14 protein-coding genes are annotated in these 18,683 nt (G+C 60.1%); 2 read left to right on the top strand and 12 right to left on the bottom strand.

Annotated elements, in window-relative coordinates:
- Positions 1-472: 472 nt before the first annotated feature.
- From GIR22_RS07590 to GIR22_RS07580, 3 genes are all read right to left on the bottom strand, one after another.
- Positions 473-652, bottom strand: coding sequence for a hypothetical protein (locus tag GIR22_RS07590; RefSeq protein ID WP_154742732.1), 180 nt, complete (start codon positions 650-652; stop codon positions 473-475).
- A 156-nt stretch (positions 653-808) separates the two neighbouring features.
- A complete protein-coding gene (locus tag GIR22_RS07585) occupies positions 809-1,984 on the bottom strand; it encodes a lactonase family protein (RefSeq protein WP_154742731.1) in 1,176 nt (391 codons plus the stop codon).
- Positions 1,971-2,267: a DUF5629 family protein gene (locus tag GIR22_RS07580; protein ID WP_154742730.1), complete on the bottom strand. Its 297-nt coding sequence runs from the start codon at positions 2,265-2,267 to the stop codon at positions 1,971-1,973. The genes GIR22_RS07585 and GIR22_RS07580 overlap by 14 nt, the downstream gene beginning before the upstream one ends.
- A 223-nt stretch (positions 2,268-2,490) precedes the next feature.
- On the opposite strand from GIR22_RS07580, the gene GIR22_RS07575 reads away from it, so the two are divergent.
- A complete protein-coding gene (locus tag GIR22_RS07575; protein ID WP_154742729.1) occupies positions 2,491-3,201 on the top strand; it encodes a hypothetical protein in 711 nt (236 codons plus the stop codon).
- Between the two features lie 48 nt (positions 3,202-3,249).
- Here the strand turns inward: GIR22_RS07575 and GIR22_RS07570 are convergent, their stop codons facing one another.
- A complete protein-coding gene (locus tag GIR22_RS07570) occupies positions 3,250-5,625 on the bottom strand; it encodes an efflux RND transporter permease subunit (RefSeq protein WP_154742728.1) in 2,376 nt (791 codons plus the stop codon).
- A gap of 15 nt (positions 5,626-5,640) precedes the next feature.
- A complete protein-coding gene (locus GIR22_RS07565; RefSeq protein WP_154742727.1) occupies positions 5,641-6,678 on the bottom strand; it encodes a WD40/YVTN/BNR-like repeat-containing protein in 1,038 nt (345 codons plus the stop codon).
- A 314-nt stretch (positions 6,679-6,992) separates the two neighbouring features.
- Here GIR22_RS07565 and GIR22_RS07560 point away from each other — a divergent pair, with 314 nt between their 5' ends.
- A complete protein-coding gene (locus GIR22_RS07560) occupies positions 6,993-8,099 on the top strand; it encodes a Gfo/Idh/MocA family protein (protein ID WP_154742726.1) in 1,107 nt (368 codons plus the stop codon).
- A gap of 208 nt (positions 8,100-8,307) precedes the next feature.
- Here GIR22_RS07560 and GIR22_RS07555 read toward each other — a convergent pair whose 3' ends face one another.
- From GIR22_RS07555 to praB, 7 genes are all read right to left on the bottom strand, one after another.
- On the bottom strand, positions 8,308-10,011 hold the full coding sequence (locus GIR22_RS07555) for an AMP-binding protein (RefSeq protein ID WP_154742725.1): 1,704 nt from the start codon (positions 10,009-10,011) through the stop codon (positions 8,308-8,310).
- A 31-nt stretch (positions 10,012-10,042) separates the two neighbouring features.
- The gene (locus tag GIR22_RS07550; RefSeq protein WP_154742724.1) at positions 10,043-11,341 is read right to left on the bottom strand and encodes an acetyl-CoA C-acetyltransferase; all 1,299 of its coding nucleotides are present in this window, start codon (positions 11,339-11,341) and stop codon (positions 10,043-10,045) included.
- Positions 11,342-11,396: 55 nt separating this feature from the next.
- Complete coding sequence (locus GIR22_RS07545) at positions 11,397-12,281, bottom strand: MaoC/PaaZ C-terminal domain-containing protein (RefSeq protein ID WP_154742723.1); 885 nt, start codon at positions 12,279-12,281, stop codon at positions 11,397-11,399.
- A 2-nt stretch (positions 12,282-12,283) separates the two neighbouring features.
- On the bottom strand, positions 12,284-13,627 hold the full coding sequence (locus GIR22_RS07540; protein ID WP_154742722.1) for a 3-oxoacyl-ACP reductase: 1,344 nt from the start codon (positions 13,625-13,627) through the stop codon (positions 12,284-12,286).
- Between the two features lie 90 nt (positions 13,628-13,717).
- Positions 13,718-16,255 (bottom strand): acyl-CoA dehydrogenase, encoded by a 2,538-nt coding sequence (locus GIR22_RS07535; protein WP_154742721.1) that lies wholly within the window; start codon positions 16,253-16,255, stop codon positions 13,718-13,720.
- Between the two features lie 258 nt (positions 16,256-16,513).
- Positions 16,514-17,965, bottom strand: coding sequence for an outer membrane protein transport protein (locus GIR22_RS07530; RefSeq protein ID WP_154742720.1), 1,452 nt, complete (start codon positions 17,963-17,965; stop codon positions 16,514-16,516).
- Positions 17,966-18,061: 96 nt separating this feature from the next.
- Positions 18,062-18,562, bottom strand: coding sequence for an alkane oxidation protein activator PraB (praB, locus tag GIR22_RS07525; RefSeq protein ID WP_154742719.1), 501 nt, complete (start codon positions 18,560-18,562; stop codon positions 18,062-18,064).
- Positions 18,563-18,683 lie beyond the last annotated feature (121 nt).

The raw sequence follows: 18,683 nt of genomic DNA, 5'->3' as shown, positions 1-18,683 counted from the left end.
CTGGGTTTTGAAATTGCTGAAGGTCCTGCGGCCCTTATCGCAGCCTCGTGCCTCGACAGCGGCTACAAGAGCCGATCACCGACCACCTGTAGCCGCTGGCGCAGCCTGCGATCGGCTGCGCAGCAGTCGCCTGGGTTTTGAAATTGCTGAAGGTCCTGCGGCCCTTATCGCAGCCTCGTGCCTCGACAGCAGCTACATAGACCGCGCCGACCACCTGTAGCCGCTGGCGCAGCCTGCGATCGGCTGCGCAGCAGTCGTCTGGGGCCTTGAAATTGCTGAAGGTCCTGCGGCTCTTATCGCAGCCTCGTGCCTCGGCAGCGGCTACAAGAGCCGATCACCGACCACCTGTAGCCGCTGGCGCAGCCTGCGATCGGCTGCGCAGCAGTCGTTTGGGGCCTTGAAATTGCTGAAGGTCCTGCGGCCCCTATCGCAGCCTCGTGCCTCGGCAGCGGCTACAAAAGCCGATCACTGTTCAGTGCTGAATCTTGTGATCCAGTGCCGCATAGAAGTTGGCGCTCTGTTGCAGGTATTTTTGGGTGTAGGCGCTAGTGCTGGATTTTTTGCTACTGATTTCCACGCTGGCACTGGCAGGCAGAGCCACGGTGGCAGAAACAGCGGATGCGGCGATGATTGAGAAGAGATTGAAGTTCATGTCGGTAACCCTTGTGTTCAGTTGGCTTGGTGGCCTGTGGAGGCCTTGAAGCAAACTTACGCCCGCGGGACTTACCGTTAGAAATTCTTTGAAACAGTAGCTGTTATCACTGCCATTAATAGAAGTAGGCAGGCCCCGCACAGCGGGGCCTGTGGCTTATGGTCGCAGCACAAACTTGAGATCGCTGGGAGCATCGATCGCCAACGTCTGCACGGTTTTGCCCAACAGGCCGGTCTTGACGTCGCGTTCGACCACCACAATCTGGTTGCTCTTCTGGTTGGCAATCAGCAGGAACTTGCCGCTCGGGTCCAGGCTGAACTCGCGAGGGTGGTCGCCTTCCACCGAGCGACGCTGGACTTCCTGCAGTTGCCCGCTGGCCGGGTCGATGGCAAATACCAGGATCTGGTTGGCGGTGCCACGGTTGCTGACATAGAGGAACTTGCCATCGCTGGATGCATGCAACCCGGCGCCAGCCTTGTCCGAGGCAGGTTGCCCGGCCGCGAAGTCCACCAACTGACGCTGGGTCAGCTTGCCGTCCTGGTAATCGAACACGGTAATCTGCGCACTCATCTCCGTGGTGAGCCAGGCGTGTTTGCCGTCAGCGCTGAACAACAGGTGACGCGGGCCGCTGCCAGGCGGTAATTGCACGAAGGACGGATCGGCCGGGGTCAGTGGCCGTTCGTGGTTGGCCTTGGGGTCGTAGTGATAAACAAAGATCCTGTCCGCCCCCAGGTCGTTGGCAAACACGTACTTGCCATCCGGCGACGACACCACCGAATGCACATGGTTGGACGCCTGGCGCTCGGGGTTGACCCGGCTGGCCGGGTGCCCGCTCAGTTGCACCGGCGGCGATAACTTGCCCTCAGAGTCCACCGGCAGTATCGCCAGGCTGCCGCCCGGGTCGTCCAGTACCGAATAGTTGGCGACGAACAGGTGGCGCCCATCGACCGCCTGGCTGGAGTGGGTTGGTTCGTTGCCCAGGCTCTGGACCTGGTTGATCAAGGTCAACTGGTGAGTCATCGGATCAATGCTGTAGCTGCTGACGCGCCCCACCGGATCCTTCTGGCCTGGGCCGTTTTCATTGACCACATACAGGCGCTTCTGGTCCTTGGACAGGGTCAGCCAGGACGGGTTTTCGGTCTTGGCGGCCAGCACCGGTTTGCCGCTGAACTGGCCGCTGCGGCTATCGAATTGCAGCCGGTAGATACCCTCGCTAGTGCCTGCGGTGTAGGTGCCCACCAACAGTTCATAAGTGTCCACTGGCGCGGCCTGTACCGACATGGCACCGACGCTGCCCGCCATCAGCAAAGGCCAGAATCTACGCATCATCATGCTGTTCATCCTCCTCGTTATTGTTGCCGGTGAATGCACTCATGCAGACCAGGCGGTGCTCACCCGAATCACCATTGAGAGTCCAGCTTTGCAAGGCCTCATCAAAGGTCGCGGCCTGCACTTGCGCCAGGCTGAACGTCCAGCGTTTCTCAGCGCGCCCGTCCATGCAGGTGATCAACAGCTGCTGATCGTCAAACGTGAAATCGAAGGCATGCAGACCATCGATCTCAAGCATGTCGCTGGTTTCAAGGACGGTGGGCAAGGTTGCAGTCGCAGCAGTCATAACTATCAGTCATCTAGAGGAAAGCCCTCATGATAGGCCAGTTTACTGCCCTGGCCCACCCGGACCCGCTAAAGCGTCTACCCGGCCTGCGGTATCAGGCTACCCCCTGATTGCGCGTCGTATCCGCGATAAGTAGCGCATCACCTCGATGCCTCCTCAACTTATATCAGGACCTCAGATGCCTACCTCCACCCCGCTCCTGGCGACCGTGCACAGACCGTCAATGCGAAATTCGCCAGACTATGAACAACGCCAGAGCCAACACGGCCAGGATCGGGCTTACGCCTACAGCCTGGAAACCGGCTTGCGCAGTGCCGGGCAGGACAGTGCCTTGCTCAGCCCCGAGGTATTGCTGGTGCACAACGTCAATTCGCACACTGTGATTTTGTTGTGCGAACCTGGCGGCCCGATCACCTCGCTTGCCCCCATCGAGGCGTTCAACCAGCACTGGAGCACGCGTTTCACCGGCCAGTACGCGGTCGATACACTGACCTGCCAGCGCTACGAGATACAGGGCCAACTGTTCGACAATCAGGCCGCGCTGATCCTCAATCAACAACTGAAAAACCTCGAAGCACTGCGCCTGCCCACAACCCTGGGCCTCACGACGTTACAAGCGCTGTACGCTGAACTGTGCAATCGCGCCTATTATTTTACCGACGCTGCGCACGTCGACCCCGTGATGGCGAACGTCTTGCGCCAAGGCGTTATGCAGCTCAAAGATAAAGGCCATGAACTGCGTATCGCCCTCAGCCTGCATTTGCCCCCCACCGACGGCAATCTGCAATTTTTGTTTGATCAGGCACTGGTGCAAGTCGCCAGGCGATTATCGATGTGCACCGTGGCGTTCTCGGTAAAAACCTGGCCGAACTTAAGTTCCTGTCTTTGGCGCCATGACCGACATCGCCGACTAACCCACACCAAGCCTGCATGAAAACGCCCGACGGCTAAAAGTCGGGCGTGTATATCGTCAACCCAAGGCTCAGTGGGCAAACAACGAGTTGCCCTTCTGCCCCGCCAGCTTCTCAGGCTTGATCAGGAAGCGCGCCAGCGCCGGCAGCAGCCACAGGGCACCGAACATGTTCCACAGCAGCATGAACGTCAGCATCAAGCCCATGTCGGCCTGGAACTTGATGGCCGAGAAGATCCAGGTGCATACGCCGATGGCCAGGCACAAACCGGTGAACAGCACGGCCTTGCCGGTGGATTTCAGCGTCTGGTAATAGGCCTCCTGCAACGGCAGCCCGGCCCGCAGGAAACTTTCCAGGCGGCTGTAGATGTAGATGCCGTAGTCGACGCCAATCCCTACCCCCAACGCCACCACCGGCAAGGTCGCGACCTTGACCCCAATGCCCATGAACGCCATCAGCGCGTTACCCAGCACAGAGGTCAGCACCAGCGGCAGGACAATGCACAGGGTGGCCGCCCACGAGCGGAAGGTGATCATGCACATGGTGGCCACGCACAGGTAGACCAAAAGCAGGATGATCAACTCCGACTCCTTGATCACCTCGTTGGTGGCGGCCTCGATCCCGGCGTTACCGGAGGCCAGGATGAACTCCAGGCCGTCCTTGTTATTCTCCCTGGCGAACTCCTGCACCGCATGCACGGCGCGGTCGAGGGTTTCGGCCTTGTGGTCGTTGAGGAACACCAGCACCGGCGCCACGGAACAATTGTTGTTGTACAGGCCATCAGCGCGGGCAATGGAGTTGTTCAGCACGTCCGGGTTGCGCGACAAGGTTTCCCATTTCAGGTTGCCCTCGTTCATGCCCTTGATCATCTGCTTGGACACGGTCACCAAGGAAATCGCCGACTGCACGCCCTCGGTGTTCTGCATTTTCCACATCAACTGGTCGATGGGCGCCATGGCCTCATAACGCGAGCAACCTTCAGCCCGGGTCTTGACCATCACCACCAACACGTCGGAGCTGGTGGAATAGTTGCTGATGATGAAGTTGTTGTCCTTGTTGTAGCGCGAGTCCGGGCGCAGCTCCGGCGCGCCCTGGTCGAGGTCGCCGATTTTCAGGTTCTGGCTGTACCAGAGGCCACCACCGAAAGCGATCAGCGCAAGGAGCACCGACACCGGCGCCACTTTGGGACTGGCAAACTTCGACAGCAGGCGCCAGAAGGCATGCTCGCGGTTCGCGTCCTTTTTGCTGCGCTCAACGGCGCGCTTGCTGATGCCGACGTAGGAAATCGCAACCGGCAGCAGGATCAAGTTGGTGAATACAATCACCGCGACACCGATGGACGCGCCGATGGCCAGCTCACGGATCACCCCGATGTCGATGATCAGTAAGGTAATAAAACCCACTGCATCGGCGAGAATCGCGATCATCCCCGGCAGGAACAATTGACGGAACGTACGGCGCGCGGCGGTCAGGGCGTTATCAGCCTCGCTGGATTGCAGGGCGATACCGTTGATCTTCTGCACGCCGTGGGAAATACCGATGGCGAAAATCAGGAACGGCACCAGCATCGAATACGGGTCCAGGCCAAAACCGGCGGCATGCATCAGGCCCAGTTGCCAGACTACTGCCACCAGGGTGGTGATCAACACCGCGATGGTGCTGCGGATGCACCAGGTAAACCAGTACAGCAGTATCAGCGTAATGACGAAAGCGATGCCGAAGAACAGCACCACCATGCTCAGGCCATCGATCAGGTCGCCGACTTTCTTGGCAAAACCAACAATGTGGATTTGGACGTTGGGGTTCTGTTCCTGAAACTTGTTGCGGATTTTGTCTTCAAGTTCGTGGGAAAACTTCTGGTAGTCCAGGGCCAGCAACTTGCCCTGGTCTTGCGGGTCCGGGTAAGACTCCAGCAACGGGATATCGACGATGCTCGACTTGAAGTCATTGGCTACCAGTCGCCCAACCTGGCCTGACTTGAGCACGTTGTTACGCAATTGGTCGAGGCTTTGCGGGGAGCCGTCGTAGCTTTGCGGAATGACTTCGCCACCGGCAAATCCCTCTTCGGTCACCTCCGTCCAGCGAACGCTGGGGCTCCACAAGGATTTAAGGCCCGAGCGATCGACCCCGGAGATGTAGAACACCTCGTCGTTGATCTGACGCAGGGTCTCCATATAGTCCTTGCTGAAAATGTCGCCGTCCTTGGCCTCCACCGAGATCCGTACCGTGTTGCCCAGGTTCGCCAGGTCATTACGGTGCTCCATCATCTTCTCGATGAAGGGATGTTTGAGGGGGATCATTTTTTCAAAGCTGGTGGATGGGCGAATCAAGGTCGCCTGCCAGAACAGGAACACACTCACCAGCAGGCAGATAAAGATCACTGCCGGGCGGTTGTTGAAAATCAGGCGCTCGAGAAACGTCGCCTTGTCGTTGTGATGACTGCTCATTGTGTTCCCGCCTTCTTATTGTTTTACCGGCTTGGCGCCGGTTGGCGTGGCAACGCGAACGCCGCCCTGTCCCACCAGAATCAAGTTGCCATTGCCCGCTGCCGTGACCGCCGACAGCGAAATGCGGTCCGGGCGATTGAATACACTGAAGGTCTGGCCGTCGTCGTGGCTCACCACCACGCTGCCGCCGTGCCCCACCACCACCAACGAGCCATCGTCCAGCAAGGTGGCCCCTGACAGGCCGAACTCCAGGGCGCCACGGACGGCATTCAACGCTACCGGCGCCCACGTGTTGCCAAAGTCCGTGGAGCGGAACAGGTTGCCCCGCAAACCGTAGACCAGCAGAGTCCTGGGCTGCGCCGTCCCAATCACCCCGAACAACGAGCCCTCGTAGGGGCCTTCGAGTTTTTCCCAGGTTTGCCCGTCATCTCCGGAGCGGAACAGGCTGCCTTGCTCGCCGACGATAAACAGGCCGGCGTCCTTCACGTAGGCGATGGCGTTGAGGTGGTATTGGTCTTCGTTGTCCAGGCGGTCGCTGACGTCGTCCCATTGCTTACCGCCGTCGGTCGTCTCCATCAGCGCACCGTAGGCACCCACGGCAAAGCCGTTGCTGGCGTCCTTGAACCAGACGTCCAGCAGCGGCGCCTCGCGCGCGCGGTCTTGAAATTGTTCGGTCCAGGTGGCGCCAGCATCGGTGGTGGCGAGAATCTGTGCGTCATGGCCCACCGCCCAGCCTTGTTTGTCATCGACAAAAAATACTGCGGTGAGCAGTTGCCGGGTAGGCACTTTGGCCTGGGTCCAGGAAGCGCCCTGGTCATCGGAATAGAGGATGTGCCCGCGATCACCGACCGCCACCAGGCGCTTGCCGGCGTGAGACACGTCGATCATCAGGCTATTGGCGGCCTTGGGTGATGCAATAGCTGGCAGTGCGGCTGCACCGGTATCGCTCACCGCCAGGGCAGGCGTCGACAACGCGATACCAACGAGCAACGAGAGCGTGGCGAGCAATACGACCTTGCGCGCAGCCTTCCCACCCATGACAGGCTCACTCATAGACCTTTCTCCCCTTTATTATTGTTAGACGGCCTTGCCTTGCGGAGCCCTGAAACCTGCAATCTAGAGCATCCTGAAGAAGCAGCAGCCATCCTATCGGGCTTTCGAATCGTCTGACAATCGGCGCTACGTTATGTTTTGTTAACTAAAGGCGCTTGAGGGGCGGCTTGAATGTAGCTGCATTCGCCGGAGTGATCGCTCCGACAGGTAAATCGCCGCCATAATTAATGAATATTTATTCTATATATTGAATTTAAGGAATTTTTATTCCATAAATAACCTTCCTGACAACAATAATCCAAAGGACCACGTCTATGCGCGAACTCGGAATCGGCCTGATCGGCACAGGTTTTATGGGCCGTGCCCACGCCCTGGCGTTCAACAATGCCCGGGCGGTGTTTGAACTGCCAGTGACCCTCAAGCTCTCAGCGCTGGCCGATGCCGACACCGAACGCGCCCGACGCTGTGCCACGGCGTGGGGATTTGCCCAGGCCCATGGCGACTGGCAGCAGTTGATTGATGACCCCAAGGTCGACCTCGTTGCCATTACTACCCCCAATCACTTGCACTACCCCATGGCCATGGCGGCCCTGGCGGCGGGCAAAGCGGTGTACTGCGAAAAGCCCCTGGCGGTCAGCCTCGAGCAGGCCGACGCCATGCGCCGTGCCGCCAGCGCCGCCGGCGTGGTGACGCGGGTTGGGTATAACTATCAGCACAACCCGATGATCGGCCTCGCACGGCAGATAATCGAGCGAGGCGAGTTGGGGCAGATCATCAGCTTCCAGGGCGAGTTCAGCGAAGACTTCATGGCCGACCCGACATCGCCTTGGTCATGGCGCTGTGAAGTGGGGCATGCCGGTGGTGCCCTGGCGGACCTGGGCAGCCATTTACTGGCCATGGCGCGCTTTCTGCTGGGGCCGGTGCAGAGCGTCTGCGCCGATACCCACACCGTGCACACGCGCCGCCCCGCCACCACGGGCAGCAAAGAACAGCGGGAGATTGCCGTGGACGATCAGGTGCATGCGCTGTTGCGCTTTGCCAATGGTGCCCGCGGTACGGTCAGCAGCAGTTGGCTCAAGCATGGCTACAAGAATCACCTGAGTTTCGAGATCAGCGGGACCCAGGGCACGTTGGCGTTCGATCAGGAGCGCTTGAATGAATTACGCCTGTTTCGTGCGGGCCAGGATGGTTTCCAACGCGTGCTGGCCGGCCCCGCCCTGCCCGGCTATGCGGCGTTCAGCCCAGCGGCGGGGCATCAGTTGGGGTACAACGAGCTCAAGACGCTGGAGGTACATGAGTTGATCATGGCAGTGGCAGGTCAAGGCGCTGGCGGTACCGACTTTGAAGCAGCGTGGGAGGTTGAGCGGCTGGCCACGGCGATTCGCCTGGCGGCATTGGAGCAGCGCTGGGTAACGTTATGACTGTAGCCGCTGGCGCAGCCTGCGATCGGCTGCGTAGCAGTCGTTTGGGTTTTGAAATGGCTGAAGGTCCTGCGGCCCTTATCGCAGCCTCGTGCCTCGACAGCGGCTACAAAGGCCGATCACCGATCACTTGTAGCCGCTGGCGCAGCCTGCGATCGGCTGCGTAGCAGTCGCCTGGGCCTTGAGATTGCTGAAGGTCCTGCGGACCTTAGCGCAACGCCCTGCGCAACACCTTGCCCACCGTGGTCTTGGGCAACTCTGTGCTGCGAAATTCCACATACCGCGGCACCTTGTACCCGGTCAGGTATTCCCGGCAATGGGCGAGGATCTGCTCCTGGGTGAGGTTCGGGTCTTTGCGCACGACGATGATTTTCACGCGCTCACCCGTGATGCCATCTTCCACCCCGATCGCCGCCACTTCCCCCACCCCCGGATGCAGCGCTACCACGTCTTCGATTTCATTGGGGTACACGTTGAAACCCGAGACCAAGATCATGTCTTTCTTGCGGTCCACCAGCCGGATATAGCCCTGCTCATTCATCACCCCGATATCACCGGTGGACAACCAACCTTCGGCATCCAGCACCTCGGCGGTCTCTTTCGGCCGTTGCCAATAGCCCTGCATCACCTGCGGGCCACGCACTTGCAATTCGCCCTGTTCGCCGACGTGGGCCAATTCGCCGTCCTCGCGGATAAACCGCACCCAGGTCGACGGCAACGGCACACCGATGCTGCCGGTGAACTCCATGTCGCGCATCCGTGAGATATCGATGGGGCTGATGCTGACTACTGGCGAGCATTCCGTGAGGCCATAGCCTTCGATGATTGGCAGCCCGGTAACTTCCTTCCAGCGTTTGGCCACGGCCGTGTGAGTGGCCATGCCACCGGCAATCACCATCCGCAAGTCAGAGAAGTCCCGTGCGCAGAACGCCTTGTTTTCCAACAAGCCGTTGAACAGCGTGTTGACCCCGGCAATGCCGTTGAAGCGTTCCTTGCGCAGGATCATCTGCACCCGCTTCACGTCCCGGGGGTTGGCGATCAAGATGTTGCGCCCGCCCAGGCACATGAACATCAAGCAATTCACCGTCAGGGAAAAGATGTGGTAGAGCGGCAATAGAGTGACGTTGGTTTCCTGTTTATCCTGGTCCAGTTGATCACCCACCCAGGCCTTGGCCTGCAACAGGTTGGCGATGATATTGCGGTGGCTGAGCATCACGCCCTTGGCGTCGCCCGTGGTGCCGCCAGTGTATTGCAGGAAGGCCAGGTCCTCGCGGTCCAGCGTTACCGCAAGATAATCCAGGCCCCGGCCTTGCTTGAGCACCGTGTTGAAACGCACGGCTCCCGGAAGGTTGAAACGAGGTACCTGCTTGTGCACGCTGCGCAGGATGAAATTCATCGCCGCCCCCTTGAAGGTGCCGAGCAAGTCGCCAATGGCGGCCACCACAACGCGCTTGAGCGTACTGGCGGCCACAACCTTTTCCAGGGTGTGGGCGAAGTTCTCGAAGATCACCAGGGTCTCGGCCCCACTGTCCTTGAGCAAGTGCTGGAGTTCACGGGCGGTGTACAGCGGGTTGACGTTAACCACCACGGCGCCGGCCAGGACCGTGCCCAACAGACAGATCGGGTACTGCAAGCAATTGGGCATCATCAGTGCTACCCGGTCGCCTTTCTGCACGCCCTGCCCTTGCAGCCATGCGGCAAACGCAATGCCTTGGGTTTCCCAATCGGCATAGGTCATCTCGGTACCGATGCTGACGTAGGCCACGCGGTCGCGAAACTTGTGCAAGTGCTCCAGGAATACCTCGCGCAAGGACTCATAGTCCTCGATCCCGTCCTCGATATCCGCTGGCACGCCAGGCAGATAAGCGTCCAACCAGATGCGTTCTGTTTGTTCCAGGCTTACAGCGTTCATGGCAGTCCCCTTGTTGTTGTTTTGGGTAGCACTACTTTTCAACGATCGCCGTAATGCCCAACCCACCGGCCGCGCAGATCGAAATCAAGCCACGACCGCCGCCTCGCTGATGGATGGCCTTGGCCAGGGCCGCCAATTGCCGGCCACCGGTGGCGGCGAATGGGTGCCCACAACCCAGGGAGCCACCGTTGACGTTCATCTTGTCGCGATCGATGACGCCCAACGGCGCCGCCAGGCCCAGGCGCTCGCGGCAGTAGTCGGCGTCTTCCCAGGCCTTGAGCGTGCACAGCACCTGGGCGGCGAAGGCCTCGTGAATCTCGAAGAAATCAAAGTCGGCGAAGCTCAGCCCTTCGCGTTCAAGCATTCTTGGCACGGCGTAGGCCGGGGCCATCAGCAACCCTTCGCTGCCGTCGACAAAGTTGACCGCCGCTGTTTCGCCGGTACGCAGATAGGCCAGTACCGGCAAGCCGCGTTCGGCGGCCCACGCCTCGCTGGCCAACAACACCACCGAGGCACCGTCGGTCAGCGGTGTGGAGTTGCCCGCCGTGAGGGTGCCATTTTGACGATCGTAGGCCGGGGACAAGCCGGCGAGTTTCGCAAGGCTGGTATCGGCCCGCAGGTTGTTGTCCCGGGCCAAGCCGCGATAAGGGCTGATCAGGTCGTCGAAGAAGCCGCGTTTATAGGCAGCGTCCAGGCGATGGTGGCTGGTGAGGGTCAATTCGTCCTGGGCCAACCGCTTGATCTGCCAGCGCTTGGCCATTTCTTCGCAGTGCTCGCCCATGGACAGGCCGGTACGCGGTTCGCCATTGCGCGGCAACAGCGGCTTGAAAAACATCCAAGGCCGAACGCTCAACAAGCTGCGCAATTTAGCGACGGAGCCCTTGGCACGGTTGGCTGAAAGCAAGGTGCGTCGCAGGGACTCATTGATGCCGATGGGCGCGTCGGACGTGGTATCGGCGCCTCCGGCAATGCCCACTTCGATCTGGCCGAGGGCGATTTTATTGGCCACCAGCAAGGCCGCTTCCAGGCCGGTACCGCAGGCTTGCTGCAGGTCATAAGCCGGGGTTTCGGGGGACAGCGTGGTGGACAACAGGCTTTCTCGGGCCAGGTTGAAATCCCGCGAATGTTTGATCACCGCGCCAGCGGCGAACTCCCCGAGACGCTGGCCATGGAGGTTGTAGCGGTCTACCAGGCCTTGCAGGGCAGCGACCAGCAGGTCCTGGTTGCTGTCTTGGGCGTAGACGGTGTTGGAACGGGCAAACGGAATGCGGTTGCCGCCGATAATCGCAACGCGACGGGCCGGCGCGGGGTTGAAGCTGTAGTCACTCATGGACAATTCTCAACTTAAAATTAACCCGCTGCAGAGGTACGAGGCTGCGATGCGGTCATCTGGCAGTCCAGATAAACAGGCCGCGCATATGAGGTTTGTCACCCGCCAGGTTGCGCACCTCAAACTCGCGGCGCGGGCCGGTCACCGGGGCGTTCCAGAGGGCGACCTGGCCAGGCAGGAAGATCGGCAACTTGAAATCGCAATGGGCCTCGGCGCTGTCCAGCCCACCCGGTGGTTGCTGGGACGCCAGGGCGCGTCCAAAGGTCCACATGCCATGGGCAATGGCCCGATGAAAGCCAAATAATCGGGCGCCGATCACCGAGGTGTGAATCGGGTTGTAGTCACCGCAGACCTTGGCAAAGCGTCGGCCTAGATCAGCAGGCAACATCCAGCGTTGCGTGCGGGCCAAGCCTTGCGCCTCCAGAGGCAAGGCATCACCCCAGGGCTCTCCCACCGGTGAAGCGACATCACGGCGCAAATACAGGCTGTCGCTTTCCCACACCAACGCCCCTGCGCCATAGGCGCGGGTGGCAATACTCAGGGCCTGGCCCTTGGGATGGGCCACCCAGCGCGCGCAATACACTTCCAGGCGCAGGGCCTGGCCTTCCGTCAATCGTTGATGCTGACGAATACGATTGGCCAGGTGCACCATGCCGCTGGCCGGGTACGGAAAGCTCGGCCGGGTCAGCAACATCAAATGCAGCGGGAACGCCAGCACATGCGGATAGGACAACGGCACCCCTTGCTCACGACGAAAACCGCAGGCCCGGCCATAAGCCGTGATGTCGGCGGCGCGCAGCTCCACCGCCGGGCGCACCAGACGTTCGCCGGGCAATACCGGAGCGCCATCGAACGTGGGTTTGCGCAAGGCACGCACACCGTCCAACAGCAGTCGCGTACGGGATGGTGGCGGGTCGACGATCTGAGTCACATTATCCATGCTCAGGCTCCCAACAGGCTTTGGCCGCAGACCCGCACCACCTGGCCGTTAACGCCGCCGGACGCTGGATGGGCGAGCCAGGCGATGGTTTCGGCCACGTCGATGGGCTGGCCACCCTGGGACAGAGAATTCATCCGCCGCCCCGCCTCGCGAATCATCAGCGGGATCTTGGCGGTCATCTGGGTTTCGATAAACCCGGGGGCCACGGCATTGACCGTCACCTGCTGCGTTGCCGCCCGCGGTGCCAGGCCCTGGGCCAGGCCAATCACCCCTGCCTTGGAAGTGGCGTAGTTGCTTTGCCCCAGATTGCCGGCGATGCCGGAAATCGACGAGACGCAAACAATCCGCCCGCCCGGTCTCAATCCTTGCCCTTCCAGTAACGCCGTGCTGAGCTGCAACGGTGCTTCCAGGTTGACCGCCAGCACACTGCGCCACGCGACTTCAGTCATCTTGGCGATGGTCTTGTCCCGGGTGATTCCGGCGTTGTGCACCACCACATCAAAGGCGCCGTGTTCGCGGATATGGGCCTGCAACTTCTGTGCGGCATCGGCGGCGGTGATGTCCAGCGCCAGGGCCATGCCACCTACGCTATCGGCCGCCTGTTGCAGCAACGCCTGCGCTTGGGGCACATCCACACACACCACCTGTGCACCGTCACGGGCCAGCACCTGGGCAATGGCCAGGCCAATGCCCCGGGAGGCACCGGTGACCAGGACGCGGCGGCCGTTGAAGGGTTTTTCCCAGTCGATATCAACGGGTTGATCAACGGCTTTTTCCAGGCGTACCACTTGCCCCGACACATAGGCCGAACGCCGGGACAGAAAGAACCGCAGGCTGCTTTCCAGAGTACGTTCAGCGCCCGGTGCCACGTAGATCAGTTGCACGGTAATCGCCCGGCGCAGTTCCTTGGCCAGCGAACGCACCAAGCCTTCCAACGCGCGCTGGGCGATGGCTTGAGGCAAGTCCTTGCATAATTCGGGAGTGGTGCCCAGCACCACTACCCGAGCGTGTTGCCCCAGGCGCCGGGCGTTGGCGTGGAAGAACACGTAGAGTTCATCCAACTGCTTGAGGTCGGCGATCTCGCTGGCATCAAACACCGCGCCCTGGGCCTTGACCGTGGAGGGCGCCATGATCGTTGCGGGTTGGGCGGTCACGGTATCGGTGGCGCTGAAGATCCGTTGCACCTCGCTCCCCAGGCGCCCCGCTCCCGCCACAATCACCGGGTTGACCAAGCCTTGCTGGCCGCTGCGATGACGCTGCAAGAGCAGCGGTTGTGGTAGCCCGACGGTCTGGGCGAACCAGCGCCCCCAAGGGGAACTGACGAAAGAAAGGTAGCTGTCACTCATATATAGATCCACTCGCAACACTGTCTTGCCATGGAAACCCGACCAGTGTGGGCGCTGGCGTGTCGAATCCCACACTGATCGTGCCCCGCCTTAATTGACCTGCGCGTTCTCGCCCTGGCTGGCCCGATGTTTGGCGGCCGGCTTGGCCACCTGTTCCAGCGCCTGCTGACGTTGCTGCAAGGCCTCGAGCAAGCCGAAATCCTGCGGGAAATCGTCCACCTGGATGCCATGGTCGGCGTATTCCACATAGCGGCCCAGCAAGGTGTCTTCGTCATCGCTGATCAGGTCCAGCGCCCGCGCCTTGACACGCCAGGCGGTAAACGCGGTGCTGGAAATCGGCAGTGCTTCGATCAGGCCTTGCTTGATCGCTGCCTTGAGGCGCGCCTCGATGATTTCTACCTGCGGCAGCAGGCGCAAGGCCAGTTCACCATAGGCCAACTTGTCGATTTCCGGCCGCGGCACGTAGGAATCGGCCAGCAAGCGGTCGCGGGTTTCTCCAGGGATCTGCACCCGTTCCGCCACTTGGGCCAGCAGGCAATCCGACGGCTTGCGTTGCGGGATACCGAACGGAAAGCTCAAGCCACGCATCACCGCTGCCGCCGGTTTCGACGGGTAGTTATCGAGCACCTCTGCCAGGGCTTCATGGGCGCGCAACAGCGCGTCCTGGGCCGCCCAGTGCACCAACGGCAAGTCTGCCTGGGGCCGGCCATCGTCCTCGAAACGCTTGAGCACGCAGGACAGGATGTAAAGCTGGGACAGAATGTCGCCCAAACGCCCGGTGATACTTTCCTTGCGCTTGAGCGCCCCGCCCAGCACGCCCATGGAGATGTCGGAGATCAACGCCAACACCACCGACAACCGATTGGCTTGACGGTAGTAGGTCGCCAGGGCCGGGTCGGTTTTGCCCGGCACCGAAATCAGCCTGGCACCCGTCAGCGAATGCACCGCTGCCCGTACGGTGTTGGCCAACACAAAATTCAAATGGCCAAACATTGCGCTGTCGAAATCCACCAGGGCCTTGCGCGGGTCAGTGTTGCGCGCCGCTTCCATCTCGCGAAACACATAGGGATGGCAGCGAATCAGGCCCTGACCGTAGATGATCAGGCAGCGGGTCATGATGTTCGCGCCTTCCACGGTGATGGCAATGGGGCTTTGCTGGTACGCACGGGCCAGGAAGTTGTTCGGTCCCATGCAGATGCCTTTGCCGGCGACGATGTCCATGCCGTCGTTGACGATCATCCGCGCGCGCTCGGTAACGTGGTATTTGGCTATGGCAGAGATTACCGACGGTTTTTCCCCGGCATCCAGGGACGCCACCGACACTTTGCGCACCGCGTCACAGGCATACAAATGCCCAGCCATGCGCGCCAGCGGTGCCTGTACGCCTTCGAACTTGCCGATGGGCAGGCCGAACTGCTTGCGCATGGCCGCGTAGGCGGTGGTGCCCCGCACCGCCACCTTACCCAGGCCAACGTTCGCCGACGGTAAGGAGATCGCTCGACCGGCCGCCAGGCACTCCATCAGCATGCGCCAACCGTTGCCCACTTGCTCGCGACCGCCAATGACCCATTCCAGGGGGATGAAGACGTCTTTGCCTTGGGTCGGCCCGTTCTGGAACACGGCGTTGAGCGGCCAATGACGACGCCCGCTGTGCACGCCCGGGTGAGACGTCGGGATCAGCGCACAGGTGATGCCCAGGGAGCCGGGCTGGCCCAGCAAACCGTCCGGGTCTTCGGCGCGGAACGCCAGGCCGAGCACCGTAGCGATCGGGCCAAGGGTGATGTAGCGTTTGTCCCAGGTGACGCGAAAACCCAGCACTTCCTGGCCTTCGTGCAGGCCCTTGCAAACAATCCCGAGGTCGGGGATCGCCCCCGCGTCGGAGCCGGCATACGGGCTGGTCAGGGCGAAGCACGGAATGTCCTCACCTCGGGCCAGGCGCGGCAGGTAGTAATTGCGCTGGGCGTCGGTGCCGTAGTGCAGCAGCAGTTCGGCCGGGCCAAGGGAGTTGGGCACCATCACCGAAATCGCTGCCGCCGAGCAGCGGGTCGACAGCTTCATCACCACTTGGGAATGGGCATAGTGGGAGAACCCCTTGCCGCCGTATTGCTTGGGAATGATCATCCCCAAAAAGCCGGCGTCCTTGGTGTACTGCCAGCCTTCGGGGGACATGTCTTGCCAGATCTGGGTGGTCTCCCAGTCGTTGGCGATGTCGCAGAGGGTTTCCACCTCGTTGTCGAGAAAGGCTTGTTCCTCCGCTGTCAGGCTCGCAGGCGCGGCCTGCAGCAGGCGTTCCCAGCGGGGTTTACCGCTGAACAGCTCAGCGTCCCACCACACGGTGCCTGATTCGATGGCGGCACGTTCGGTGTCGGACATGGCTGGCATGATCGTGCGAAATAAGCCCAGGGCCTTGCTTGTCAGCAGGCTGCGACGCAAGGGTTTGATCGAGAGCAACAGTGCTGGCAACAGCACCAGCAGCACGGCCACGCTAACGCCAATGCTCGCCACCACGTTGGATAGATAACCCGCCGCCAACCACACCACGCCAACGCCTAGCCACAGGGTTGCAGCAACTTGTCGATACGCCAGGGCAAGCGCCGCAGCGAGTCCCGCCAATAACCAGATAACCATGCAAATACCTCACTTGATTCAGGGCATAGCCAACACGCAGGCAAATCGAAAAGACCTGAGATGTAAGCCACAGTACAAACCTGTAAAAACAATTTCAAATATTATTTTCAAATTTATATTTAATGTTTTGGCGAAAAAAATCGGCTGAACGAAACAGCCTTCATTGCTCAACAGGAAGGAAGTTGCAGCAGTAACTGGGACAGCGTGAAGCAAGCATCAGGTGCGCTTATGCCTTCTCCACGACTGCCCTGAACGACCTCAAAACTTATAGGTGGCCGACAGGCTGACCACATCGCCCGAAGACTCGGCCTTGCCGTCCAACTGCCCAGCGCCTAAACGGTCGACGTTCTTGGTCTTGAGGTTGACCTTCTGTACGAACTGGTGCGAGTACGCGGCGTCCAGTGTCAAACCAGGCACAGCTTTGATGTCATAACCGGCACCAAATGCCAGGAAGTAGCGATCACCATCCGGAATCCGTGGATCACGGGTGGAGTTGCGAGTGGGTGTCTGGTCGTACGCTACGCCGGCACGCAAGGTGAGTTCGTCAGTCGCTTTATAGTCGCCACCAATCGAGGTCATCCAGGCATTCTTGTAGTTGTAGGGAATGGCGACGATGGTCGACCCCTCAGACTTGAGTGTCAGGCTCTTGAACGACGACCATTGGGTCCACATCGCACTCACGCCCAAGGTCCAGCGATCATTGAACTGGTGTACCCAGTCGATGGCAGCGGTGGCTGGAATGTCCAGTTGTGTACTGGCGTGGGCACCGTCCGGGAATAGCTTGAGGCCCGGATAGGCCGACTCTACCAGGGTTTTCCCGTCACCAAACGGGCCCGGCTGTGTCATCGTGGCGTAAGAGAACGAATCCGAGTGAAAGTTGTATTTGCCCGTCAGCTTGTTTTTGATCTTGGCGTGATAATTCAGGCCAATCGAGTCCTGGAGCGTGGGCTTCCAGACCACACCACCAAACCATCCTACCGAGATGTTATCGACCTTGACCCGAATCAAGGCACTGCCTACGCCAGGCGGAAACGGCGTGTTGCCCAACTCGGGAGACTGAGCCGCTGCGGCCAGTAGATCGACGTTTTGGCTGACAAAGCCTTGGCTGCGCTGAACAATCGCGCCGGCCCCGACTGAAAACTGATCGTTGACCTTGAACGACAGGGAGCCCGTCAGGCCGACCGTTTCAATCTTGGTATCGACTGCAAAATCACGAAGTTTCGAATTTTCATCCCAGGTGGTACGCATACCCTGCGGAACCACCTGACTGAGGCCGAAGGCGAAGCGGTCACCAATGGGAATGACCAGGAAACCGGTTGGCAGCCATGCGGTGAACCCACCCTGCCCACCATCGTTGGTATTGAGCGTGCCACTCCCAGGATCAAAACTGCCATCCGGGGCTACTGGCGTGTGGGTCATGGGATTGCCCGCGTAATCGTAGGCCTGGCCGCTGTACTTGATCTTGATGCGAGCATAGTCGACGGTCTGTTGAGCAATGGTCTGATCAATAAACGCCATGGCTGCCGGGTTGTTATAAGCAGCGCTGGGGTCATTCTTGAACAACGAGCCCCCACCAAAGGCCCGACCCCAACCTGGAGCACCATATGTCGGCGTGGAGAACCCCCCGGCCTGAACCTGCCCGCTGCCCATCATCCCTCCCAGCAGTGCCAATCCCAGTAATGTACGCGCGTGTGGTTTCTTATTATTCATGTGGCACTCCTTATTATTATCAGCTCCCGCAACAGGCGCCCTGCTCGAGGCGCCTGTTGTTAGCGGGTGATCAACACCGTTCTGACAGGCCAGTTATCAGGGGGTGATAGTCAGCGCAGGCGACGGTTTCACCGACAAGCTTGAAACGGTGCAGTTACCGCTGAGAGCTTGGTTGCTGGCGCTGAGGGTTGTGCCATTCCAGGCAACCTGAATGGTGCTCGGCCCGCAGTCGGTATTAACCAGAGAGCTGATGGTGTAGCCCACATTAGTGACCGTGCCTGCAGTCGTGCTGCTGGCAGTCAGCACCCAGCCCGGGGTTGGGAAGTTTTTCATTTTCGGCAGGCTGCACAGCGCGTTGGAGCCACCCACTGTTGCCCCTTTGATGGTGGCGGTACCGTTGGCGTTTACAACGCCCGTGAAGTTAATGCTGCACGTCACCGGCGCTTGAAACGATGACGGAGACTTCACTGTAATGGTCCCTCCAGGGGTGCTGAACGTTTGACCTACCGGACCAATAGTCGCGGCACTCGCCATGGAAGCCACACCAAAGCACATTGCAAAAGACGTTGCACAAACGAGGGTTTTCAAGCTTTTCATTGTTTTTCCTCACATGTATGGCGAATCATTTCGCCGGGGTAATGGCCATGAACGAGAGGTCACGGTGAAACTGCAGAACTTCCCTTTCCAGCCAAATTTCAATTCAATTACCGCTGCACTA

Origin of the sequence: Pseudomonas karstica (assembly GCF_009707515.1) — a bacterium.
Classification (GTDB): Bacteria; Pseudomonadota; Gammaproteobacteria; order Pseudomonadales; family Pseudomonadaceae; genus Aquipseudomonas; species Aquipseudomonas karstica.
This window is presented reverse-complemented; position numbering and strand designations above follow the sequence as displayed.